This window comes from Anaerolineales bacterium (genome assembly GCA_015075625.1).
In the GTDB taxonomy this organism is placed as follows: Bacteria; Chloroflexota; Anaerolineae; order Aggregatilineales; family UBA2796; genus UBA2796.
Map to the genome: position 1 here is coordinate 253,855 of JABTTZ010000003.1, position 22,586 is coordinate 276,440.

The following is a 22,586-nucleotide window of genomic DNA, read 5'->3' on the forward strand; positions in this document are numbered from 1 at the left end:
CGAAAGAACAGGATGCCGACCATGGCTAAAAAAGTCGAAAACGAGAAAAGCACCCTTCAGAAACTCCGCTATGAGGTGTTGGTGGATTGGGCGGCGACGGAGTGGGAACGCCTTTACCCAGGCGCACCGTTCATGGCACTATGGGCGTCGGATAACTGCGGGAACAACCGCGCCCGCGAACGAGTACAACCCGGGCGCAAACTGCGCGGCAAAGTGCGCTATACGGGGATTGAAACCCTGAACTGCCCTCACGTTGTGCCGATCAGCGATTACCGCCTGCCTGGTCCCCGCCCGCTCTTGGATGAGTCGGTTGGGGCGTGGCATTTTCAGTTCACCGGCGATGGCGGCGCTTGTTTTGGGGCGATCTACGTCAGTTCTTACTATGAGGACGGCGACAAATGCATGGTGTCTGTCGCCCTCATTCCCCCAGATCGGGTTGATCCTTGGGTGCAATTTGAAGTTCTCTGTAACCAAGCGGCGCGTCACCTTGAACGTAGTCAGCGCGTCTACATCATCGGCGGGGAGAACGGTTCCTTCAAGCCAACAGTGGAGTGGGATCAGGTGATCCTGCCGGAATCGATCAAAGCCGACCTGCGGGCGGAGATGGAAACCTTCTTCAACGAAGGCGTCGATATTTACAAGCAGTTGAACCTTGCGCCTTTCCGTAAGCTGCTCTTGGTGGGACCGCCCGGCACGGGAAAAACAACCCTCTGTGCGGCGTTGGCGAAACTCGCCCTGAATCAGAAGCGCGTTGTCGTCTACGTCTCCGGCGCGGATGATGATGGGGCGTCCTTCCGCAAGATCCACCATGCCCTCAATGTCGTCAGCGAGGCGCGTTTCCCAGTACTATTGATTGTGGAAGAAATTGATGTCTACCTGCGTAAGGAAGACAAGGCGCAAATTTTGAACGTCTTAGACGGTCTGGAATCGCCAAACAACCCGCGCGGGGCGCTGTTGATTGCCACGACGAACTATCCAGAGGTCATTGACGAGCGCATTGCCAAACGTCCGGGGCGCGTGGATCGGATTATCCACATCCCCACCATCCAAGATGGCGATCAGGCGGCGCGGATGCTCCAACGCTACATGGCGACCCAGTGGTCGGAAGACCACCGCGCTGTGGTGGACGATCTGATTGGGCAAACCGGCGCGTTCGTCCGCGAAGTGGCACTCTATGCGCGGATGCTTGCTGCGCACAACCGTGAGACAATCGTCTCGGTGAACATCCTTCGCCAGTCGGTGAACAGCCTCTCCAGCCAATTGGCAACGGGATACGATCTGCGCCCCAAGCGCGAGATGGGGTTTGGGGCAACTGCCGCCAGTGGACGCCGCCGCAACGGGACGGATGGCAACTGATCTCGCTGATGCCTTTGATCCGGCGGACGCCGAGCGCCTTCTTGCGATTGGGCTGGCGCTGACGCCAAGCGTCGGCTTGACAGTGATCAACCGGCTGCGAGCGCATTTTGGGACATTGCTGGCTGCCCACAGCGCCGCCCTGTCTGAACTTCAGAGGGTAGCGGGTGTGGGCAGTGCCTTATCCGTGCGGATTAAAGCGGTGAACCCCTCCGAGATCGCCACGTCTCTCCAGCGATGGGAAAAGGCGGGGATTCGTCTGATGATGATTGATGATTTTCACCTCCAACGCGCCTACCCCATTCCCCTTTTTCGCTTGAAATACCCCCCGCCAACTGTGTTCTTTCGCGGAAATCTGAGCAGTACGTTTATGATGGGGCGCGGCGTTGCCATTGTTGGCACACGGGAATCGACAGCGCCACTGGAACACCTTGCCTATGACTATGCCACTGTCTTAGCGAAAGCAACTATCCCCATCATCAGCGGGTTGGCATACGGCATAGATGCTGCCGCTCACAAAGGGGCGCTTGCCGAGAGGGGCTATACGGCTGCCATTCTTGGCAGTGGCATCACCGACGATACGCTCTACCCGCCAGCGCATCGCCGCTTGGGGCAGGACATCCTCGCCCAAGGTGTTCTCCTTTGCGAGGTAAATCCAGAAGCCTCTCCCGCACGGGAGACCCTTGTCTACCGCAACCGCTTGATTGCCGCCTTCAGCCGAGCGCTGATCGTTATTGCGGCGGGGGCATCTAGCGGAGCGCTTTATGCCGCCCATGCCGCCCATGACATGCATATTCCTGTTTTTGCCGCGCCACAGGGTGGGGAAGGCTGCCAAAAACTCTTGGCTGATTATGCCGATCCCCTTCCCGCTGATCCGACGGTATTTTTGGCACATCTTAATACCCGCCCATGATTCCTGATCGTTCCCTTGAGGTGCGCCTGTTCATCATCGCCGCGAATCCCTTAGCGCGGATCGGGATGGGCGCTATGGTGGAGCGTGTTGGCGGGGTGATCGTCGTGGGAGAGGCATCACCCGATCCCGATTTGGCTGATCTGATCGCTACCCACACACCCGATGCCCTCCTTTGGGATGCCGATGGCGGCGGGATCGACCTGCTCCCTACACTGGAGGGAATTCCACCCACCATCGCCCTTGTTGCTGATTCCAATCAGGCAGCAGAGGCATGGACGGTAGGCGTGCGCGGAATCATCACCCGCAGTACGCCTCCAGAGCGCATTGTTGCCGCGCTACGGGCGGTGGTAGAGGGCTTAGCTGTCTTTGACCCCGCTTTGGCTGCGGCGCTCTTTCCCTCCACGCCGCATGAATCCCCTACCACAGAGGGATTGACCACCCGCGAACGCGAGGTCTTAACTCTGATCGCTGAGGGCTTACCAAACAAAACCATTGCCGGACGTTTGGGCATTAGTGAGAACACCGTGAAATTCCATGTGAATGCCGTGATGAGCAAATTAGGCGTCCAAAGCCGCACAGAGGCGGTGGTCAAAGCCGTGCGGCTAGGATGGTTCGCGCTATAATGAGCGGTGGGCTTTTTTCTGCATCAACGGCGGTTCAGCATGTCGGACATGATTGGGCGGCGGCTCGGTGATTATGAGATCAACGGACTCCTCGGACGGGGAGGGATGGCAACGGTCTACCGCGCCCGCCAACTGAGTGTTGAACGCGATGTAGCCATTAAAATCATCAAACCCGATGTCTCCAGCAGTACCAGCCTCGAAGAATTCATCGCCCGCTTCAAGCGCGAGGCGCAGACGATTGCTAAACTGAGTCACCCACACATCCTCAAACTATTTGATTACGGGCAGTCAGATGAACTCATTTACCTTGTCACCGAACTGCTGCCCGGCGGCACGCTTGCCGACCAGATCAGACAGCAGCGGCTGACTCCGGCAGAGGCAACCACATACATCGATCAGATTGCAAAGGCACTTGATTACGCCCACAAACGGGGAATTGTCCACCGCGATCTGAAACCGCAAAATGTCCTCTTTGATGAAGATGGGAACGCCTTCCTCACCGATTTCGGCATTGCCAAAGTGTTGAATGCGGCAACATCGCTCACGAACACAGGGACGGCAATGGGGACGCCCGCCTACATGCCGCCAGAACAGTGGCAAAACCTCGCCCTTGATGCCCGTGCCGATGTCTACGCACTAGGGATCATGGTGTTCGAGATGTTGACTGGGAAACTCCCCTTCAACGCCGATACCCCCTTCCAGATGATGTATGCTCATGTCAACGAAACACCGCTCTCTGTACGTGGGGTGCGGGGTGACCTCCCCGATAATATTGAGGCAGTCATTGCCAAAGCGCTCAGTAAAAATCGGGAAGATCGCTATCAAAGCGCTGGCGCCTTTGCCGAAGCGTTTCGGATTACGCTCAGCGGAACATTTTCCATTCCCCAAGCGCCGGAGATTACCACCACGCTCCCCCCTGAAGCACAAGGGGAATCATCCTCCGCCGAGGAGGTGTTTGATTTTCCCATGCGGGGTGGGGGGCGAATTCCCTTGATTGTCGGGGTGATTGGCATCCTCGCTGTGTTTGGGATCGTTGTGATCCTCTCTGGGCGGGACGGCGGGAGTGGCGCGACGACAGCAACAGGAACGGAGCATCCCACAAGCGCGGCGAGTCTCACCATGAGGGTGGCGGCGATACAGCCTAGTGAAACTCCCACCGCCACCCCCACTGCCACCCCAACGGAGACGGGAACACCGCTCCCCATCCCGACGGCGACGATCCTCCCAACGGTGACAGTGGATAGCACCGCACCTATCGCCACACAACAGGCAATGGCAACTCAGACGGTGGTGAATCAAACACAGACGGCAATAGGTTGGACAGCCACGCCAACGATTCTTCCCTCACTCACGGCAACCTTCACCTTCACACACACCGCCTTGCCCACCCTAACCTCTGCGGCAACCTTCACCCCTACCTTAACGGCAACCTTCACAAGCACCTTTACGGCGACGCCCACAGAAACATTCACGGCGACTGCCACCCACACGGCAACGACGCTGGCGACGATCACGCCCCTGCCCACCGCCACGCCCTATTTTTCGGTGGGACGCAGCCATGCCGAATGGACGCCAATGCAGCGCACAGTTGGCGGTGTGCCTATGGCCTATGTTCCGGCGGGGTGTTTTCTGATGGGCAGCAGCGATGCGCAGATTGATGCGGCAGTGGCGCTGATCAAGCCCTTTTTTCCGCGTGTTAGCCGAGAGAGTTTCACCGATGAATTACCCCACCATGAGGTGTGCTTTAACGCGCCATTTTGGATTGATCTCTATGAGGTGACCAATGCTCAATTTGCCACCTTTGGCGGAAAAGCAGGGCGGGCAAGTGCGGCAGTGGGCGACGATTTCCCCCGTGAGTCGATCACATGGCTAGAGGCGCGAGATTTTTGCGCGGCACGCGGCGCACGTCTGCCCACTGAAGCAGAATGGGAATATGCCGCACGCGGCTCGGAAGGATGGGTTTTTCCATGGGGAGAGACCTTTGACGGGAGTCGTCTTAATTATTGTGATGCGCTTTGTGCGAATACGTGGAAGGACAGCACCGTAGACGATGGCTTTGCCGGCATTGCACCGGTGGGGCGTTATCCGAGCGGGATAAGTTGGGTGGGAACGTATGATCAAAGCGGGAATGTGTGGGAATGGGTCAGCACTATCTACCGCCCCTATCCCTACACGCCCGCTGATGGGCGTGAAGGGTTGTTGGAACTTGTTGAGCCACGCAGCCTTCGTGGTGGATCGTGGCTGAACGCTGGCGGTGACACCCGTGCCGCCTTACGGAATAGGGCAGCCACCCGCGAGGTCAGCGAGGATGTTGGTTTCCGCTGCGCCCGCGATTTTTAAGATGGGCGATGCCATGGCTCAAAGAGCGGTTCACCCTTCTTGCCAAGCTCTGCAAGGGTGGCTGAGCGCACCCTGATGTTTCACTTTGGGGATGCGTGGCAAGGATACCCCTAGCCTTTTGATCCTCGGTTTTGCCCGCCGCCGCTGCATTTCTCTGTATTCGCCCTTGCGCGGGGAGGAAACCTCATGTACACTTTCGCCGCTCATATGCCTGACGCCTGTCAGGACGCTTTCCGCCCCCAATAGCGTGAGACAACCAACGAACAGTCGGGGCAACTCCGAGGAAAGAGGATAAATTGCTATGCGTCCCTATGAATTAACGTTCATCATCGCGCCTGATGTTGACGAGCAAGGCATCACTGCCATTGTCGATCAGGTCAAGGGCTGGATCACCGCCGCCAACGGCACCCACACGAAAACCGACACCTGGGGTCGGCGGCGCTTGGAATACCCCATTGCCCGCTTCAACGAAGGTTATTATGTCTTTTTGAATTTTGACAGCGAACCTGCCGCCCTGACGGAATTGGATCGCAACCTTCGCCTCGAACAAAAGGTGATCCGCCATTTGGTCATCCGCGCCGACGTATAACGGCTAGGGCAGAGGAACGCTATGATGCTGCGAGGGTTCATCAAAGTCGAGATGCTTGGCATCCTCGGACGCGACCCCGAAATGCGTTACACCCCTAGCGGGCGTGCTGTCACCAGTTTTAGCGTTGTTGCCAGCCGAAGTTGGACAACGGCAGACGGTGAACGCCGCGAACACCACGAATGGGTGAATATTGTGGCGTGGGGAAAATTGGCGGAAATCTGCAAAACACATCTCAAAAAAGACCAGCAAGTGTATGTCGAAGGGCGCTTGCAAACGCGCCGTTGGACGAACGATGAAGGCAAACAGCAAGTTCAGATCGAAGTTGTTGCCGATGATATGTATGTGGTGGGCGAACGGCGGATGGGCATAGAGTATGCCGATGCCGACGAGAGCGCACACGACGACGGCGATTACCCATTCTAAGCGAGGAACAACCAAATCATGACCGATGATAATCGTGAACCACGCGGTCCACGCCGCTACGAAAGTGACAACAGCGAAGGTGAAGGCTACGAGAGCAGTGACCGTCCCAGTGGCGGTTATGGCGGGCGGGGTCGCCGCCGTGTCTATAACCAACGCTTGGAAAAGACGGATGTTGAACTTTACAAAGATATTGAAACGCTCCGTCGTTTCCTGACAGATCGCGGGCAGATTCGCCCCCGCCGTCAAACCGGACTGTGCGCCCGTGATCAACGGCGCTTGGCAGTGGCGGTGAAGCGGGCGCGGCATTTGGCGCTGCTCCCCTTTGTGGCTGATGGCACACGGCACGAATAAGAAAGTAGTTCGCGCATGTCTAAATCCAGAGAGAAGACGACGGCGCAGCCAACGCCGCCTAAGCCGGATGACGGACGGGTTTACAAATCCCGCGCCGAACGCGAAGCCGAGGTTGCCCGTTGGGTAATGCTCGGCATTGGCGCGTTGGTCGCCCTGATTGGCTTGATCTTGTTTGTGGCGGTTTTGGTTGACGGGGTGATTCGCCCCAACCAACCCGTTGCCTCGGTCAAAGGGGAAGGGATCAGCGCCCGCGAGTTCAACCGCCGCAACAGTTTTGAGCGCTACCTTGCTGGTATCCAGATCGCGCCCATTGCCCAAAGCCAATTTGCCTCCCAAATCCTCTCCAACCCGCAGTACGGTCCCTATGCTGATCTGTACAATGGGCTGCGCTTTCCCACCTCTGGCGGGCAGCAGACGATTGCCACTATGGTGGAGGCAAAAATCATCGCCCAATATGCGCGGGAAAACAATATCAGCGTGACCGAGGCGGAGATCGACGCTGAAATCTTCAAATACTTCAGCTTCGATCCGAATCCCTCCACCGCCACACCAACCACCGAGCCGACGCTCACCCTGACGCCATTGGTTTCCCCCACGCCGACAGAAACACCGACGCCCTCCCCCGAACCTTCAGCGACGGCGACTCCGACCTTTACCCCTTTCCCAACGGGCATACCGACAGCAACGCCCGGCGCCACTGAGCAGTTCACAACCTTTGATGACAATCGCAAGAATTACATCAAAGAGGCGACGGCGCTCTCTGGCTACGGTGAGGCGGAAATCCGCACTTACTTTGCCGAGCAAGCCCTGCGCGAAAAAGTGCGCAAGATCATCATCGGTGAGACGGCGATGATCCAGCCCCAAGTGCAGATTCGTCATATCTTGCTGAAATCGAAAGAGGAGGCTGAGGACGTGCTGAAGGCGCTTCAAGCGGGCGAACCGTTTGCGGCGTTGGCGGCGGCGCTTAGCCAAGACCCCGGAAGCCAAAACACCGGCGGCTTTTACGATTGGACGCTGAAAGGGCAATACGTTCCCGAATTTGATGACGCCGTGTGGAACGGTGAGATCGGGGCGATCCTCGGTCCCATCGACACCAGCGCGAACGGCGCTCAGTACGGTTGGCATGTGATTCAGGTCTTGGGGCGTGAAGAGCGCCCGATCACGGAATCCCAAAAAGGGCAGATCGAGGACAAGAAATTCCAAGACTGGCTGACCGCCCAACGGACAGAACGCGGGGTGACGCAGGATGACATTTTGTGGCGGACATGGGTTGCCAGCCGCCCCACACTAGAGGAGATGGGTATTCCCTCGAATCTCGTCGGACAGTAGCCGTCTGACTGCGGTATTCAGAGAAGTTCACAAAGCGCACTCGCCCAAAGCGAGAGAAGCGCGATAAGATCAGAAGGGCGGGTAGCTACCCGCCCTTTTGTATCTTTAGGGAAACATTATTTTGGGGTGAACTATCGGGAAAAGGCAACTTCCTATGATCACCGATCTGCGCCGCCGCTATAACGCCGCGTTCACCGAGGAACGCTATAACGCCTACATTGCCGACATCAACAGCGCCCTTCGCTACCCAATGGATTTCCACCTGTGCGAAACCCCGCTGTTTCTCCCCCGCCCACTGATGGCGGAACTTGTACAGGCATCGCTGAGCCTGACGCGCCTTGTCAGCACGCCGGACTACCTTGCCCGTGCCGAGAGCGCTATCCCGCCGGGTTTGAACGTCCCCGGCGAAATCCCTCGCAACCACTTCATTCAGTATGATTTTGCCCTATGCTATGGCGAGGACGGGCAGATTGTCCCCCGTCTGATCGAATTGCAGGGCTTTCCCACCCTGTTTGGCTTTCAATGGCTTTTGGCAACGAAAACCCGCGACCATTTCGAGATCGTCCGTGATCTACTCTATTACGCAAACGGGCATACGGAACAGAGCTACCTTGACTTGTTTCGGCGGGCGGTGGTTGCTGATCACGACCCCGAAAACGTCATTCTGATGGAGATTCACCCCGAAGAACAAAAGACGCGGATCGATTTTGCGGCAACGGAGAAGCTGCTTGGTATCCACACCGTTTGCCTCACAAAGGTGCTGAAGCGGGGGACGAAATTAGCCTATAAGGACGAAAAAGGGCGCGAGATTCCGATCACACGGATTTACAACCGCGTCATTTTTGATGAGCTAGAGCGCCACAACCACGATGGGCAGTACCGCCTCACCGATGAGGTTGATGTCACCTGGGCGGGACACCCCAACTGGTTTTTCAAACTGAGCAAATACTCGCTCCCACTGATCCAGTCGTCCTACGTGCCAGAGGCGCACTTCCTCAGCGATCTGACAACCCATCCTCATGATCTTTCTGATTTCGTACTGAAACCGCTCTATTCCTACTCTGGTATTGGCGTGGAGTTGGATGTCACGCCGGAACGGTTGAACGTCATTCCCCTTGATCAGCGGGGTGATTACATCCTCCAGCGGAAAATTGATTACGCTCCCGTCGTGGAAACACCCGATGATCCCGCCCGTGCCGAGATTCGGCTGATGCTGATCTGGCTTGACGATGCACCACAGCCAGAGGTGGTGGCAACCCTCGTTCGGATGAGCAAGGGGCGGATGATGGGAACGCGCTACAACAAAGATCGGCGTTGGGTTGGCTCTACATTGGCGTACTACCCCCAAGATGAATAGACGTCACTTCAAAATTTGAATTTGTCACTTGGCTCCCCTCACCTCTCCCTCTCCCACGCAAGCGGGGAGAGGGAGGGAATGAAGCCCCTCAACCCCTTGTGGAAGAGCGGGTACACGCCGAAGATGGTACACAGGGGGTACGGGCAACTCCGTAACGCTTAACAGTTAGAAGGTTAAAGATCGTTCAAGGAATAAGGAGCTTATGTCCCAATCAATCGTACAAGTGGATGCTTTCACGGATACTCCTTTCGCCGGAAACCCAGCAGCGGTGTGCTTGTTAACCGCCCCCCGCGATGCGGAATGGATGCAACATGTTGCCCGCGAGATGAATCTCTCGGAGACGGCATTTTTGTATCCAGAGGATGATGGATTTCGGTTGCGCTGGTTTACGCCTATTGTTGAGGTGCCACTTTGTGGTCATGCGACGCTGGCGAGCGCCCACGTCCTCTATGAGACGAAGGCGTTAGACGCCGCCGTCACCGCTCGCTTTTTTACACTCAGTGGCGAATTGCGTGCCACAAAAAACGGCGATTGGATCACCCTTGATTTTCCCTCTCGTCCGGTCACGCCCCGACGTTCCCCTTTCGATATTGCCGCTGCATTGGGGGCGCCCGTCCTCAATATAGCCGGCAATGACCATCAGCGATGGCTTGCCGAGGTTGAATCGGAAGAAGTGCTGCGAGCGCTGACACCGAATTTTGCCGCCATGATGGGCGTCTACGGCGTCATTGCCACTTGCCGGGCGACAACGCCCGGCTTCGACTTTATGTCGCGCTTCTTTGCGCCGAGCATTGGCATTAATGAGGACCCCGTCACTGGCGGGGCGCACTGCTCATTGACGCCCTACTGGGCTGAGGCGTTGGGCAAAACGGAGATGGTTGGCTACCAAGCCTCAGCACGGGTCGGTGTGGTACGGGTGCGTTTAGCCGACGAGCGCGTTTACCTCAGTGGACAAGCCCTTACCGTGCTGCGCGGGGAGCTTACTCTATAGCATGATCTGCTATCAATGCCGAATACTTATATGTTCCATGAGAATGTATGCCTCGTTTGGGTGGTAGTGGCACTTCCCATTTTGGCTAACATTCCTCCTGTTTACGGACAACCCGTAACGCCTTGCAAGGCAAGGTCTTTCGCCCTGCCCGACGCTGTGCGAACCTACCATTGACGTAGTCCCCTTCTCTCGCCACAATTCCTGAACGAATTTCCAAAAGGAGTTACGCTCGTGACGACCCTCTCGGTTTCGACCAACACACCAATATTTACTGTGCCGGACTCAGCCCTTGTCCCCGTCAACAGCTTCCCGGCGTCCCAAGTGCCGATTCCCCAATCGCGGATGTTTGTGATCAAACAACTTCTCGCCAAGTATCGGGAGACACATCCGGGCGTTCCCGCCTACGATGCCTCGCAAGGCGATGGGGGGGCAAGCCTGCCCGGTGTCCCAACCCATCTGTTGGAACGCGCTTTTGAACTGCTAAAACAAAATGGCACCGCCTACGATCCGCCGGTGGGGATCATGCCCTTTCGGAAGGCGACAGCAGAACAGTATTGGCGCTTTGAGGGGCAAACGGGCTACAGCGCTGAGAATATCGCCGCAGTGGACGGCGGGCGCGATGGCTTGGAAAAAATTTACGAGGCGATGATCTGGCTTGGGACGGGGCGCATCGGTGATGTGCTGCTCGTCTCCCGCGTTCCCTGGATCAGCTATAACTGGGGATCGTATGGCATCGGCTTGAATGTGCTGCTCGCCCCGGGTGATCCGGCGCACGGTTGGGAGTATACTGAGGACGGTTTGGCAGCAAGCGTTGAGTTTTGCCAAACGCACGGCGATGGGCGGCGGATTGCTGGTGTCGTGATCACCTCCCCCGATAACCCAACGGGGCGCTGCCTCACCCCCGAACGTCAGATTGCTTTGGCAAAAAAGGCGATTTCGTTGGGTATTCCCTTCGTCCTTTTCGATTGGATTTACAACCAAGTGACGGAAGGCGAACCCGCCGACATTAACAAGGTGCTGCTTGCCTTTGACGAGGCAGACCGCAAAAAGCTGATCTTCCTCGATGGCATCACCAAATCACTGGGCGGCTCGAACATCCGCAATGCCCACATTGTCGCCTCGAAAGAGGTGATCGCCTTCGTCACCAGCCGCGCCTCACACGGCGTTATGCCCAACTATTTTGGGCAAGCGGTGGCAATTGCCGCCTATGAATATGGTTTTCGCAAGGCGGCAGAGCCAATCATCGGGACAACGAATGCCAGCCGAAAAGTTGTTCGGGAGTTTCTGAAGGCGAATGGCTACCACGCCATCATTGGCGATGGCGGGTACTATGCCTTCATCGACTGCGGCGAGGCAATGGCAGCCGGAAATATCCCCGACTCGCCAGAGCTGATTGAATACATGGCAGAAAACTACGGAATCACCGCCATTGCCGGAAGTTACTTCTCCGACGCCGGACGGAATTGGATTCGGTTTTCCTACGCGCTCCCCGTCGAAACAACAAAGGCAGCGCTAGAACACTTTGATCAGGCGCTCAAGGCACTTAAGACAGGGGCACGGGCGTAAGCGTAAAGCAGACCTTACCGTTTCCAGACTACGGCAAACACTTCCCGCTGAAAAAACCATCGGAAGGGCGGCACCTTGAACGCCGCCCGTCTGACCATATCAATCACTAGTGGGTTTTGCCTTCCCTGTGGGGGAGAGTCCAACCAGACACGCCCCACAAACCCCGCCTTTGCCAATATTCGTCGCATACTCAGGATGGACTGCTCGTTAACATGGACATGTTGATTATGATCGACAAGGAAAGCGCGGGGGTCTGCCGGATAGTTTTGCCCCTGCCCAATGACGCGCCGGAATGCCCTCACAACAGGGTAGGCGTAGCGGTCATACCAGACGTTTGGTGCGGTGTGAATGATTAATTTTCCGTCTGCCTTCAAGCAGCGGCGAATTTCTAAGAGCGCGGCATGAAGTTCCCAGGGGTGGAGGTGTTCCACAACATCAAAGAGCAAAGCCCGGTCAAAGGCGGCGGTGGGAAAGGGGAGCGCTTTTGCATCTGCCTGCCCGACGCCGGTCCCCCCCACTGCGCCGCTTGTGTTGTCGATCACATCACGGCTAAGCTGGACAGCAACAGGGGCATAATCAATGCCATAGGCGTTTGCCCCTAGCCGTGCGCAGTGGCGCAAAATTTCTCCGCGCCCGCAGCCCACGTCAAGGATGTTCATCCCCGGCGCAATGCTGGCAATGGCAAAGGCAGCGCTCAGGCGGCGGGAGAGGTGTTCGCCCTCACTGGCGACAAATTCATCATACCCTTCGCAGGCGGTGAGGAAATAATCCTCTGTGTAGAGATCGGGCGAAACTGGCTTTTCGAGTTTTTGATTGAGGTCATGGTGCGTCATGGCGTCCATTGTACCGCACCGCAGACATTCCCTTCACCAATCATTTTCGCCGCAGGGCATATGTGATAAATGGCGATAGAACGTAACGTTTTAACGCCAGGCGATGCGTAGAAGCCGTTTCAAACTTTAGGGTTGTCGTTTGGCTCCCCTGACCCCTTTCCCCGTAGACAACTGAGACGGGTCGCAGGGGGATGAGAGGGCTGTTCGTATCGTCTATAAGATCGTGTCGCCCTCAGCGCAAAAAGCGGAGGGAGCAGGGTGAGAGGAAACCCCTTTGAAAATCTTGATTACTCTTTACTCCTTGCACAAGTAAGGGGTTAGAGAACGGAGGGTTCGGGGATAGCAAGATAACGCAAGGTTCATCAAGGTAACGCAAGATTAATTTTGCAAAACTGAGGCTATAATTAAAATTATAGTTTGGAGTATATGCGTTATGATCCACACTGGCGTAGAAACCTATCCCGCTGAACTCGACAAAATCTTCAAGAACGTCCCCGCTCTCACGCCTGTAGATAGGCAGTTCATTTTCAAAGCCTACGAACGGGCAGAAAAAGCCCACACTGGGGCAGTCCGTGCCTCTGGTGAACCTTTCATCAGCCACCCAATGGAAGTGGCACGCATCCTCTCCGAACTAAAAATGGATGCGCCGACCCTTGCCGCCGCCATTCTTCATGATGTTGTTGAAGATACACCCGTTGAACTCACCGCCCTTGAACATGAATTTGGCTTGGAAACTGCCCAATTGGTGAACGGGGTGACCAAGCTGGATAAGCTCCCTACCGATACGCAAGGGATGCGTGGTGGGAAAGCGGGTGATCGGGATATTGAAACGCTCCGCAAGATTTTTCTGGCAATGAGCAACGACATTCGCGTCGTTCTGATCAAATTGGCAGATCGCCTCCATAACATGCGCACGCTTGGTCACCTGAAGCCAGAAAAGCAGCAGCGCATGGCAAAAGAGACGATGGATATTTTTGCGCCGCTGGCAAACCGTCTGGGTATGTGGCAGATCAAATGGGAATTGGAAGACCTTTCCTTTCGCTACCTTTATCCCGAAGCCTACAAGATGATTGCCGATCACCTTGCCGAACGGCGGGTTGACCGCGAAAAGTATATGGAGCGCGTTAAGGCGCGTTTGAATGCGGAACTGCTGAAAGAAGGGATTACCGCCACGATTAGCGCCCGCCCCAAACATATTTACTCCATTTGGAAAAAGATGGAGCGCAAAAAGACGGGCTTTGACGAAATTTACGATGTGCGTGCTGTCCGCGTGATTGTGGAAGATCAAGCCACCTGTTATCAGGTTTTGGGCGTTGTCCACAATCTGTGGAAGCCGATTCCTAAAGAGTTTGATGATTACATCGCCGCTCCCAAAGACAACTTCTACCGCAGCTTACACACAGCCGTCTTTGATGATGAGATCGGCAGAAAGCCTCTCGAAATCCAGATTCGCACGCGAGAAATGCACGAACACGCCGAATATGGCATTGCCGCTCACTGGCGCTACAAAGAAGGGGCGCGGCACGATGAAGAATTTGAAAAGCGCCTTGAATACATGCGCCGCATGATGGATTTTGACGATGCAGAGACCAACAATAACGCGGCGGAATATGTCAACGCCATGAAATCGGATGTGTTCCGAAGCCGTGTGTATGTTTTTTCGCCAAAGGGTGATATTTTTGACCTTCCTGCTGGCTCGACACCGGTTGATTTTGCCTACCATGTCCATACTGAGATTGGGCATCGCTGCCGAGGGGCAAAAGTGAATGGGGCGCTGGTGGGCTTGGATTACGAATTAAAACCCGGAGATCGTGTTGAGATTAACACCACTAAACGGGGCGGTCCTAGCCTTGATTGGTTGAATCCAGACCTTGCCTACATTGCCACCAACCGCGCACGGAGTAAGATACGCGAGTGGTTCAAGCACCAAGGCATTGATAAGAACATCGCCAATGGACGCAGCATTGTTGATAAAGAATTAAAACGGCTTGGCTTGGGGGCAACCTCACAGGAGTCTGTCGCTAGCTTGTTCAATTTCAACCGCATGGAGGATTTTCTTGCGGCAGTGGGGCGCGGTGATATTACAGGGGCGCAGATCGCCTCCCGTGTTTTGGAAGCAGAACGGCAAGCAAAAGCGGCAAACCCGCCGGATATGCTCTCTCCCAATGCCGAACCCCGCCGCTATCCCGTCAACGATCCTGAGGGTATTCATGTTGATGGGAATCACGGCATGGCGATCAATTTGGCGCGTTGTTGTAACCCGGTGCGTGGCGATGCGATCATCGGCTATGTAACACGTGGACGCGGGGTGACTATTCACCGCTACGATTGCCCAAATAGTCCCATTAGGACAGAGGCGGAACGCTTGATCAAGGTGAATTGGGGTCCGGCAAACGGAAAAACTTACCCCGTCCCGATCATTGTCACCGCCTATGACCGGGACGGGCTTATGGGCGATGTGGGAAGCGTCGTCGCCGCTGAGGGCATTAATATGTCCTCGGTGAGCATCACCACCCGTAACAGCGTCGCCACCTTCTTCCTTACCCTAGAGTTGGAAGATATTGGAAGGGTTTCGCGCATCCTCGCCAAAATTGAACAACTCCCCAATGTTATTGAGGCGCGGCGGCGGCTATAGGGATAATCAACACTGGGCAAGGCGCACGGCGCAGCACTCCTTCTGCCACGCTCCCTAACGCCAAGCGGCTGAACCCTGTGCGCCCGTGTGACGCCATGATAACAATCTCCATGCCTCCTTCGGCAACGGTCACAATCTCGTCAATCGGGTTGCCAGCGCGTACCTCAGTGATCACCTCATAGCCTTTGCTCTGGAGCATCTCCGCCAATTGGGTGAGATAATCTCGCCGTGCAGCAACATATTCCTGATGTTTTGCCAGTGCATCCGGGGTGAACTGAACATCGATCATCCCAAAGGGCTGCGCCAATGCTGTTGCCAACGCCGAAACTTCGCTCACGGGGTCTTCGGTGACGACAGAGAGTAAATGAATCCGCCCGCCCGGTGTGGTAACCCTTGTGGCATGCTGGATGGCACTCTCGGCAAACTGTGATCCATCTAGGGTAACAAGCACTCGTTCATACATATGCCGCCTCCTCACCGTCCACTATCCTTGTGAACATTATAGTCCTAGAGATACCCGTTGTTGGTCATACGCTCATGATGACATTCGTCACCTGTGAAAGGGAAACCCCTCTTTTCCTTAATCCTTCAACCTTTTAGGTTTCCCTCTTTTCATTTGGGGGTGATCCCCCTATGATCAGCCCAAGCGTTTAGAGGAATTTTGCTGATGGGTACAAAGCGTACACGGGTGGTTGTCGCCATGAGCGGCGGCGTTGATAGCTCTGTTGCGGCAGCGCTTCTGGTGGAGCAGGGCTACGAAGTGATCGGGATCATGATGCGCCTTTGGGCAGAGGACGGTGACAAGGCTCACGGGCATAACCGCTGCTGTACGCCCGACCAAATGTCCGATGCCAACCTGATTGCCGATGCCTTAAACATTCCATTCTATGTGCTGGATACCCGCTCAGTTTTTAAGAGCGCCATTGTTCAGTTTTGGGTGGAAGGCTATGCGAAGGGTGTTACGCCAAATCCTTGCTTGGAGTGCAATCGCCATATTCGCTTTGAATGGCTACTGAACAACGCCCTTGCCCTGAACGCCGATTTTCTGGCGACGGGGCATTACGCCCGTATTCGACGCGATGACTATGGGCGTGCGTCTCTTTTAAAGGGACTGGATGAGACAAAAGATCAGAGTTATGTCCTCAGTGTAATGGGACAGACACAGCTTTCTCGCGTCATGTTTCCTATTGGGGAGTATGCTAAGCCCGCCGTCCGTGAGCTTGCGGCTAAGTATGGGTTATCTGTCGCCTCGAAGGGGGATAGCCAGGACTTGTGTTTCCTTGCTGATGGCGATTATCGACGCTTTCTGCGCGACCATAGTACAGCGTTCGTCGGTGAGCAGATCAGTACACCCGGTCCAATTCGTACCCGCGATGGGCGCGTGCTTGGGCAGCACAGCGGACTCCCCGATTATACGATTGGGCAGCGCAAGGGGTTAGGGCTTGCCACTGCCGAGCCGCTCTATGTCATTGGGATGGACAGCACTCAGAACACTCTAATCGTTGGCGAAAAGAGCGAATTAGGACGCGATCACCTCACGGCGGCGCGGGTGAATTGGATCAGCGGCGAACCACCCACCGAATCGATTCGCGCTGAGGTCAAAATTCGCTACAAAGCAGCCCCTGCTCCAGTGACGATAATGCCCCTTCCCAACGCCCGCGCCGAGGTGCGCTTTGATCACCCCGTGCGGGATATTACACCCGGTCAGGGGGCAGTCTTTTATCAGGGGGATGTTTGTTTGGGGGGTGGAATCATTGAACGCGGCTAAAACTGTGGCTAAACCTATTGACAAATAGCTTGTTCGTGGTTCGCCCTGTCCCTTCCGCTCAGCCCCTGCTATAATGCCGCTTTTGCACTAGCCAAAGAAGTCTCAGAGGGTCTAACCATCATGTCTGACACGTTGTTAAAAGCATTCGATGCCCCAGAGCGGGGCTTTCCCAAAATCGCCTCTGGCGATACGGTGCGCGTCCATGTAAAGATCATCGAAGGGGATAAATCCCGTATTCAGGTCTTTCAAGGGGTGATCATTCGCCATCACGGTGGTGGGCAGAATGAATTGTTCACCGTCCGGCGCGTTGCCAGTCACGGCGTTGGCGTGGAACGTACCTTCCTCTACCGCAGCCCGCGTATTGATAAGATTGAAGTTCTCCGTCACGGTAAAGTCCGTCGCGCCCAGTTGTACTACATGCGCAATCTAAGCGGCAAGGCGGCACGCCTGAAAGAACGTCGTTCCGACATCGTAGTAAGCACAGACGCTGGCGAGGATAGCTAAACGCTTCTATGGTTGTGCCTGTCTCAAAACGCCCGCTTATCGGGATTATTGCGGCGCTCCACCATGAACATGGGGTGGCGTTTTACGGGTTGTTGCCCGCCTATGCAAACGCAGTAGCGCGGGCAGGTGGACTACCACTGCTCATCGTCCCGACCATTGATGAGGCATCCTTACGGGCAACCTATGAACGCCTTGATGGGGTTCTCATGGCGGGCGGCGCGGATGTTGATCCAGCGCTCTATGGAATGCCCCAAAACCCCTCGGCATTTCGTGTTTATGGAGTAGATACTGCCCGCGACAGCGCCGAATCAGAGGTGGTGAAGTGGGCGTTTCGGGATGACAAACCCTTTTTGGGTATTTGCCGAGGGGCGCAGATTGCCAATGTCGCCCTCGGTGGCTCGCTCTATCGGGATATTGAACGGGAATTCCCCGGTGGTGGTGGGGTAAAACACGATTTATGGGGCGTTTTTCCCCGCGATCATTACGGACATACCATCACCCTAAACGCTGAAAGTCGCTTGGCAGAAGTCCTTGACGGGGCGACCACCCTCCCCGTGAACAGCCTTCACCATCAGGCATTGCGTGATGTCGCTGCCCCGCTGCGGGTGGTGGCGCTTGCCGAAGATGGTGTCATTGAAGGCGTTGAATCGGCAACCTCACGATTTTTCCTCGCCGTTCAGTGGCATCCCGAAGAACTGACTGAGAAAAGTGAGCCGATGCTTGGTCTGTTCAAGGCATTTGTCACCGCTGCTGGATCAGCCAGATAGGGAGTCAACATTCATCATGAGTGACCCACGTCCGATTGGTTTACTTGATTCCGGCGTGGGTGGACTTTCTGTTCTGCGGGAAGTGCGCCGCGAACTCCCCGCAGAAACACTGATCTACATTGCGGATCAGGCACATCTTCCCTATGGCATACGCCCCCTCGCTGAGATTCGCGCCCTTGTTGCCCCACTTGCTGAGCGCCTGATTGTCCACTGTGACTGCAAACTTCTCATTGTCGCTTGCAACGCGGCGAACACCGCTGCCTTGCACAGCCTTCGGGCGATGTATCCTGAGACACCTATCGTGGGTATGGAAGTTGCCGTGAAACCCGCCGCCGAACAAACCCAAACGGGAGTGATCGGCGTCATCACCACGCAAGCGACGGCGGAAGGGGAACTGCTCTCGGCGGTGGTGGATCGTTTCGCCCGCCATGTGCAGGTACTCGTAGCGGCTTGCCCAGAATTCGTCACCCTTGCCGAAGACGGCGCACCGGACACCCCCGCCAGCCGCGCCCTCATTGAGCGCACGCTTGCTCCCTTGAAAGCCGCTGGCATCGATCAACTGGTCATGGGCTGTACTCATTTTCCCTTCTTGATGCCGCTCTTGCGCACCAGTTTAGGGGAGAGCGTGAGGATAGTCGATCCTGCCCCTGCGGTGGCACGGCAAACCCAACGTGTTTTAGCGAGTTTGGAGCGCCTTTGCGACAGCGACACACCCGGAAGGACACACTACAGCACGACGGGCGACCCCACCCGTTTCGCGGCGCTCATTACCACCCTCATTGGCGAGCCACATCCTATTGTACAAGCCACCCAAACGCTCTCTCTTTCCCCCTATGGTTCACCTATATCATCCCCATCTAATTCGGGTTAAAATGAGCAGATAGGTGGGTGTTTCTGTGTCGGTTTTTCCCACAGAAACGCTGTTGACGGCATTTTGACACTTTTTGGGGGACGTGTTATCCTCGTTGATAACTTGCTCCGAATTTCTCAATCAACGAATTTACCGACCAGTCCGGGAGCGAAACCGTGCTAGATCAATACGCACCCGTAGCGGTGCTGCTTATCCTCACTACTGTTGTGGCGATTATCGTTCTCTTTATCTCGCGCACACTCGGTCCATTCAAACCCAATTCCCGCAAACTTGAACCCTATGAGTCGGGGATGGTGCCGATTGGTCCGGCGATGCGCCGGATGCCTGTCAAGTTCTACCTGATTGCCGTCCTGTTCATCCTCTTTGATATTGAAGTGATGTTCTTTCTGCCCTTTGCCATTGCCCTGCGTGAATTAGGGCTGCTGGCGCTACTGGCAATGACCATCTTTATTGTGATCCTCGAAATCGGGCATTTTTATGCGTGGAAGAAAGGGGCGTTGGAATGGGAGTAACAGCAAAGCTAGGCAATCTCGGCGTGGTCACTACCACGTTGGAATCGGTGATTAATTGGGGGCGCACAAACTCCATGTGGCCCATGCTCTTTGGCTTGGCGTGCTGCGCTATTGAGATGATGAGTACACAAGCCCCTAGCTACGACGCTTCGCGCTTTGGGATGGAATTGATGCGCCCTAGCCCACGCCAAAGCGATTTGATGATCGTTGCTGGGCGTGTCACCCGCAAAATGGCGCCCGTCTTGCGCCAACTCTACGACCAAATGCCTAGCCCAAAGTGGGTTGTGGCAATGGGCGACTGTGCCTCGTGCGGGGGTATCTTTAACAATTACGCAGTTGTACAAGGCGTTGATGAGATCGTCCCTGTCGATGTTTATGTGGCGGGCTGCCCGCCGCGCCCGGAACAATTGATTCACGGCTTGATGACCCTTCACGAGAAGATCAAGGGCGAGCGGATTTTGGATTGGGCAAAGTAACCGAACAATGACCACACAAAAGGCACTTGACCCTGTAGAATTGGCACGTCTGACCTTAAAAGAGGCGGTGCTGGACGTTATTGAATTTCGCGGGGAGACGACGATTGTCATTGACCGCGATCACATCGTAGACGCTTGCGCTTTCTTCAAAGAGACCGAAGGCTTGGAGTACATCTACCTTTCGGATATCGCCGGAATCGATTACTACCAACAAGAGCCATCGGAACGGCGTTTTGCGGCAAATTACCACCTCTATTCGTTCGCCTATAACCGCCGCCTGCGCCTGAAGGTCTACGCTCCCGAAGATGATCCGCGCATCCCCAGTGTGTCCAGCGTTTACCCCGCTGCCGATTGGGAAGAACGCGAGGCATACGATATGTTTGGGATTCTCTTTGAGGGGCATCCCAGTTTGCGGCGCGTTCTCATGCCCGATGATTGGGATGGGCATCCACAGCGGAAAGATTACCCGCTTGGCTACGAACAAGTTCAGTTCTCCTTCAATTTCGATGATATTGACCGCCTGAAGCCCTACGCGAAGGAATAACCCGTATGGTACAGAAACCCCAAATCGCCAGCGGTCATGAAGGCTACACCGAATGGCAAGGGACAGTTGCCGAATTAAAGGGACTGGTTTCCGAACGCGCCATGACCGGCGAGACAATGCTGCTGAACATGGGACCGCAGCACCCTAGCACGCACGGCGTCTTACGCTTGCTCCTTGAGCTTGATGGGGAGATCGTCGTCTCGTGCATTCCCGATGTGGGCTTTCTCCACACGGGCATCGAGAAATCGATGGAATCGAAAACGTGGGAACAAGCAATCACCATGACGGATCGCATGGATTACCTGAATCCGATGGGGAATAACCTGACCTACTGCTTGGCAATGGAAAAAATTGCCGAGTTGGACGTTCCCGAACGGGCGCAGGTCATTCGGGTGATCCTTGCTGAACTGACGCGCATCAACAGCCACCTTGTTTGGTTGGGGACTCACTGCCTCGATATGGGAGCGATGTCCGTGTTCCTTTACGCCATGCGCGAACGGGAAATGATCCTCGATATGTTCGAGATGGTCAGCGGGCAGCGGATGATGAGTACTTACTTCCGCCCCGGTGGGTTGTGGCGGGATATTCCCGCCGAGTTTGTCCCCGCGTTGGAGAAGTTCCTTGCTTATTTCCCCGCCAAAGTTGGTGAATATGAGACGCTGTTGGTCGAAAATCCGTTGTGGATTGACCGCACACAAGGGATCGGCGTCCTAACGCCCGAAGATGCCATTGCCTTTGGCTGTTCGGGTCCAACCCTGCGCGGCAGCGGGGTGAACTGGGATTTGCGCAAGGTGCAGCCTTACATGGGCTACGAAACCTACGATTTCGATATTCCCCTTGGCGAACACGGCGATGTCTATGATCGCTTCTACATTCGCGTGCAGGAACTCTATCAATGTGTGCGGATCATCAAGCAGGCGTTGGCGCGGCTGAAACCGGGACCCTTCCGCAGCAACAATCGGAAGTATGTACCGCCCCCGCGTGCCGAACTAGGGCGCAGCATGGAGGCGGTGATCCATCACTTCAAACTGTGGACAGAGGGCTTCAGCCTCCCGAAGGGGGAAGTCTACGTTGCTATCGAAAGTCCGCGTGGGGAGTTGGGTTGTTTCCTTTCCAGTGATGGGGGAAACCGTCCCTATCGCGTCCATTTCCGCACACCGTCCTACGTCCATGTCATGGGCGTGCTGCCTTTCCTTGCCAAACAGGGCTTTCTTGCCGATCTGGTCGGGATCATCGGCAGCACGGATATTGTGTTGGGGGATTGTGATCGATAGGCATTGATCGGTCTTATCTAGGGCAAACAAGGGAATACCGCTTTGTTGAAAGAAAAATATCAGGCGCGAATCGACGCCATTTTCGCCAAATATCCAGATAAACGCTCAGCGATCATGCCACTGCTGTACGTTGCCCAACAGGAATACGGTTGGGTGACGCCGGAATCGATTGTCGAGGTTGCCGATCTGTGTGAGATCGACCCAACCCAGGTGAAATCGATTGCGGGCTTTTACAGCATGTACCGCGAATCGCCCAAGGGGGCGTATTGGTTGCAGGTGTGTACCGATTTACCCTGCGCGCTGCTCGGTGCGGATAAATTTCACCATGATTTGCTTGACCATCTGGGGATTCACGAGGGCGAAACAACCGCCGATGGGCTGTTCACCGTTGAGCATGTCATGTGCCTTGCCGCCTGTGACCGCGCCCCCATGCTCCAGTGTAATTTCCATTTCCATGAACATTTAGATATGGAAAAGATGAAGGCACTCCTTGATCAGTGGCGCTCTGACGCAGCCGGTGAACCCGCCGCTGAGAACAAACCCGCCAAAAAGAAAAAGTAGCACTTG

At 55.6% G+C, this 22,586-nt stretch carries 23 protein-coding genes; 21 read left to right on the plus strand and 2 right to left on the minus strand.

From position 1 onward, the window contains the following. The first annotated feature begins 21 nt into the window (after positions 1-21). From HS103_15310 to HS103_15360, 11 genes are all read left to right on the plus strand, one after another. The gene (locus HS103_15310; protein MBE7514165.1) at positions 22-1,356 is read left to right on the plus strand and encodes an ATP-binding protein; all 1,335 of its coding nucleotides are present in this window, start codon (positions 22-24) and stop codon (positions 1,354-1,356) included. After that, positions 1,346-2,266, plus strand: a complete 921-nt coding sequence (locus HS103_15315) for a DNA-processing protein DprA (protein ID MBE7514166.1) — start codon at positions 1,346-1,348, stop codon at positions 2,264-2,266. The genes HS103_15310 and HS103_15315 overlap by 11 nt, the downstream gene beginning before the upstream one ends. Then, positions 2,263-2,889 (plus strand): response regulator transcription factor, encoded by a 627-nt coding sequence (locus tag HS103_15320; GenBank protein MBE7514167.1) that lies wholly within the window; start codon positions 2,263-2,265, stop codon positions 2,887-2,889. The genes HS103_15315 and HS103_15320 overlap by 4 nt, the downstream gene beginning before the upstream one ends. 39 nt (positions 2,890-2,928) lie before the next feature. Then, positions 2,929-5,229 (plus strand): SUMF1/EgtB/PvdO family nonheme iron enzyme, encoded by a 2,301-nt coding sequence (locus tag HS103_15325; GenBank protein ID MBE7514168.1) that lies wholly within the window; start codon positions 2,929-2,931, stop codon positions 5,227-5,229. 301 nt (positions 5,230-5,530) lie between these two features. Beyond that, on the plus strand, positions 5,531-5,818 hold the full coding sequence (locus tag HS103_15330; protein MBE7514169.1) for a 30S ribosomal protein S6: 288 nt from the start codon (positions 5,531-5,533) through the stop codon (positions 5,816-5,818). Positions 5,819-5,842: 24 nt separating this feature from the next. After that, on the plus strand, positions 5,843-6,241 hold the full coding sequence (ssb, locus tag HS103_15335; protein MBE7514170.1) for a single-stranded DNA-binding protein: 399 nt from the start codon (positions 5,843-5,845) through the stop codon (positions 6,239-6,241). Positions 6,242-6,259: 18 nt separating this feature from the next. Beyond that, positions 6,260-6,592: a 30S ribosomal protein S18 gene (locus HS103_15340; GenBank protein MBE7514171.1), complete on the plus strand. Its 333-nt coding sequence runs from the start codon at positions 6,260-6,262 to the stop codon at positions 6,590-6,592. Positions 6,593-6,607: 15 nt separating this feature from the next. Continuing rightward, positions 6,608-7,921 (plus strand): peptidylprolyl isomerase, encoded by a 1,314-nt coding sequence (locus HS103_15345; GenBank protein MBE7514172.1) that lies wholly within the window; start codon positions 6,608-6,610, stop codon positions 7,919-7,921. A 154-nt stretch (positions 7,922-8,075) separates the two neighbouring features. Next, entirely contained in the window at positions 8,076-9,278 is a 1,203-nt protein-coding gene (locus HS103_15350; GenBank protein MBE7514173.1) for a hypothetical protein, read from the plus strand. Between the two features lie 202 nt (positions 9,279-9,480). Then, a complete protein-coding gene (locus HS103_15355; GenBank protein MBE7514174.1) occupies positions 9,481-10,269 on the plus strand; it encodes a PhzF family phenazine biosynthesis protein in 789 nt (262 codons plus the stop codon). A gap of 231 nt (positions 10,270-10,500) precedes the next feature. Then, positions 10,501-11,835 carry a pyridoxal phosphate-dependent aminotransferase gene (locus tag HS103_15360; protein ID MBE7514175.1) on the plus strand — a complete coding sequence of 445 codons (1,335 nt, stop codon included), beginning with the start codon at positions 10,501-10,503 and terminating at the stop codon, positions 11,833-11,835. Positions 11,836-11,849: 14 nt separating this feature from the next. Here HS103_15360 and HS103_15365 read toward each other — a convergent pair whose 3' ends face one another. After that, positions 11,850-12,677 carry a class I SAM-dependent methyltransferase gene (locus tag HS103_15365; protein MBE7514176.1) on the minus strand — a complete coding sequence of 276 codons (828 nt, stop codon included), beginning with the start codon at positions 12,675-12,677 and terminating at the stop codon, positions 11,850-11,852. A gap of 424 nt (positions 12,678-13,101) precedes the next feature. Between HS103_15365 and HS103_15370 the strand changes: the two genes are divergently transcribed. Beyond that, positions 13,102-15,303 (plus strand): bifunctional (p)ppGpp synthetase/guanosine-3',5'-bis(diphosphate) 3'-pyrophosphohydrolase, encoded by a 2,202-nt coding sequence (locus HS103_15370; protein ID MBE7514177.1) that lies wholly within the window; start codon positions 13,102-13,104, stop codon positions 15,301-15,303. On the opposite strand, the gene HS103_15375 is transcribed toward HS103_15370, so the two are convergent. Next, positions 15,278-15,766: a universal stress protein gene (locus HS103_15375; protein ID MBE7514178.1), complete on the minus strand. Its 489-nt coding sequence runs from the start codon at positions 15,764-15,766 to the stop codon at positions 15,278-15,280. The genes HS103_15370 and HS103_15375 overlap by 26 nt on opposite strands. Before the next feature lie 204 nt (positions 15,767-15,970). Between HS103_15375 and mnmA the strand changes: the two genes are divergently transcribed. The 9 genes from mnmA to HS103_15420 all read left to right on the plus strand — a co-directional run bounded on the left by mnmA (position 15,971) and on the right by HS103_15420 (position 22,580). Further along, positions 15,971-17,071 carry a tRNA 2-thiouridine(34) synthase MnmA gene (gene mnmA, locus HS103_15380; protein ID MBE7514179.1) on the plus strand — a complete coding sequence of 367 codons (1,101 nt, stop codon included), beginning with the start codon at positions 15,971-15,973 and terminating at the stop codon, positions 17,069-17,071. 120 nt (positions 17,072-17,191) lie between these two features. Continuing rightward, positions 17,192-17,575 carry a 50S ribosomal protein L19 gene (gene rplS / locus HS103_15385; protein MBE7514180.1) on the plus strand — a complete coding sequence of 128 codons (384 nt, stop codon included), beginning with the start codon at positions 17,192-17,194 and terminating at the stop codon, positions 17,573-17,575. Positions 17,576-17,583: 8 nt separating this feature from the next. Continuing rightward, positions 17,584-18,342 (plus strand): gamma-glutamyl-gamma-aminobutyrate hydrolase family protein, encoded by a 759-nt coding sequence (locus tag HS103_15390; protein ID MBE7514181.1) that lies wholly within the window; start codon positions 17,584-17,586, stop codon positions 18,340-18,342. A gap of 16 nt (positions 18,343-18,358) precedes the next feature. Further along, on the plus strand, positions 18,359-19,213 hold the full coding sequence (murI, locus tag HS103_15395) for a glutamate racemase (protein ID MBE7514182.1): 855 nt from the start codon (positions 18,359-18,361) through the stop codon (positions 19,211-19,213). A gap of 155 nt (positions 19,214-19,368) precedes the next feature. After that, positions 19,369-19,725 (plus strand): NADH-quinone oxidoreductase subunit A, encoded by a 357-nt coding sequence (locus HS103_15400; protein ID MBE7514183.1) that lies wholly within the window; start codon positions 19,369-19,371, stop codon positions 19,723-19,725. Then, on the plus strand, positions 19,716-20,201 hold the full coding sequence (locus tag HS103_15405; protein MBE7514184.1) for an NADH-quinone oxidoreductase subunit B: 486 nt from the start codon (positions 19,716-19,718) through the stop codon (positions 20,199-20,201). Before HS103_15400 ends, HS103_15405 begins: the two co-directional genes overlap by 10 nt. A gap of 7 nt (positions 20,202-20,208) precedes the next feature. Further along, entirely contained in the window at positions 20,209-20,745 is a 537-nt protein-coding gene (locus HS103_15410; GenBank protein MBE7514185.1) for an NADH-quinone oxidoreductase subunit C, read from the plus strand. A 5-nt stretch (positions 20,746-20,750) separates the two neighbouring features. Then, positions 20,751-22,019 (plus strand): NADH-quinone oxidoreductase subunit D, encoded by a 1,269-nt coding sequence (locus tag HS103_15415; protein MBE7514186.1) that lies wholly within the window; start codon positions 20,751-20,753, stop codon positions 22,017-22,019. A gap of 42 nt (positions 22,020-22,061) precedes the next feature. Then, a complete protein-coding gene (locus tag HS103_15420) occupies positions 22,062-22,580 on the plus strand; it encodes an NAD(P)H-dependent oxidoreductase subunit E (protein ID MBE7514187.1) in 519 nt (172 codons plus the stop codon). Positions 22,581-22,586: the final 6 nt, after the last annotated feature.

Excerpts from the sequence above, each read along its gene's own strand:
- HS103_15390 (MBE7514181.1), top strand. The coding sequence starts at position 17,584 with ATGGTTGTGCCTGTCTCAAAACGCCCGCTTATCGGGATTATTGCGGCG.
- HS103_15320 (MBE7514167.1), top strand. The coding sequence starts at position 2,263 with ATGATTCCTGATCGTTCCCTTGAGGTGCGCCTGTTCATCATCGCCGCG.
- HS103_15345 (MBE7514172.1), top strand. The coding sequence starts at position 6,608 with ATGTCTAAATCCAGAGAGAAGACGACGGCGCAGCCAACGCCGCCTAAG.
- HS103_15410 (MBE7514185.1), top strand. The coding sequence starts at position 20,209 with ATGACCACACAAAAGGCACTTGACCCTGTAGAATTGGCACGTCTGACC.
- HS103_15340 (MBE7514171.1), top strand. The coding sequence starts at position 6,260 with ATGACCGATGATAATCGTGAACCACGCGGTCCACGCCGCTACGAAAGT.
- HS103_15325 (MBE7514168.1), top strand. The coding sequence starts at position 2,929 with ATGTCGGACATGATTGGGCGGCGGCTCGGTGATTATGAGATCAACGGA.
- HS103_15355 (MBE7514174.1), top strand. The coding sequence starts at position 9,481 with ATGTCCCAATCAATCGTACAAGTGGATGCTTTCACGGATACTCCTTTC.
- HS103_15365 (MBE7514176.1), bottom strand. The coding sequence starts at position 12,677 with ATGGACGCCATGACGCACCATGACCTCAATCAAAAACTCGAAAAGCCA.
- HS103_15330 (MBE7514169.1), top strand. The coding sequence starts at position 5,531 with ATGCGTCCCTATGAATTAACGTTCATCATCGCGCCTGATGTTGACGAG.
- HS103_15375 (MBE7514178.1), bottom strand. The coding sequence starts at position 15,766 with ATGTATGAACGAGTGCTTGTTACCCTAGATGGATCACAGTTTGCCGAG.
- HS103_15415 (MBE7514186.1), top strand. The coding sequence starts at position 20,751 with ATGGTACAGAAACCCCAAATCGCCAGCGGTCATGAAGGCTACACCGAA.
- HS103_15310 (MBE7514165.1), top strand. The coding sequence starts at position 22 with ATGGCTAAAAAAGTCGAAAACGAGAAAAGCACCCTTCAGAAACTCCGC.
- rplS (MBE7514180.1), top strand. The coding sequence starts at position 17,192 with ATGTCTGACACGTTGTTAAAAGCATTCGATGCCCCAGAGCGGGGCTTT.
- mnmA (MBE7514179.1), top strand. The coding sequence starts at position 15,971 with ATGGGTACAAAGCGTACACGGGTGGTTGTCGCCATGAGCGGCGGCGTT.
- HS103_15315 (MBE7514166.1), top strand. The coding sequence starts at position 1,346 with ATGGCAACTGATCTCGCTGATGCCTTTGATCCGGCGGACGCCGAGCGC.
- HS103_15405 (MBE7514184.1), top strand. The coding sequence starts at position 19,716 with ATGGGAGTAACAGCAAAGCTAGGCAATCTCGGCGTGGTCACTACCACG.
- ssb (MBE7514170.1), top strand. The coding sequence starts at position 5,843 with ATGCTGCGAGGGTTCATCAAAGTCGAGATGCTTGGCATCCTCGGACGC.
- HS103_15350 (MBE7514173.1), top strand. The coding sequence starts at position 8,076 with ATGATCACCGATCTGCGCCGCCGCTATAACGCCGCGTTCACCGAGGAA.
- murI (MBE7514182.1), top strand. The coding sequence starts at position 18,359 with ATGAGTGACCCACGTCCGATTGGTTTACTTGATTCCGGCGTGGGTGGA.
- HS103_15370 (MBE7514177.1), top strand. The coding sequence starts at position 13,102 with ATGATCCACACTGGCGTAGAAACCTATCCCGCTGAACTCGACAAAATC.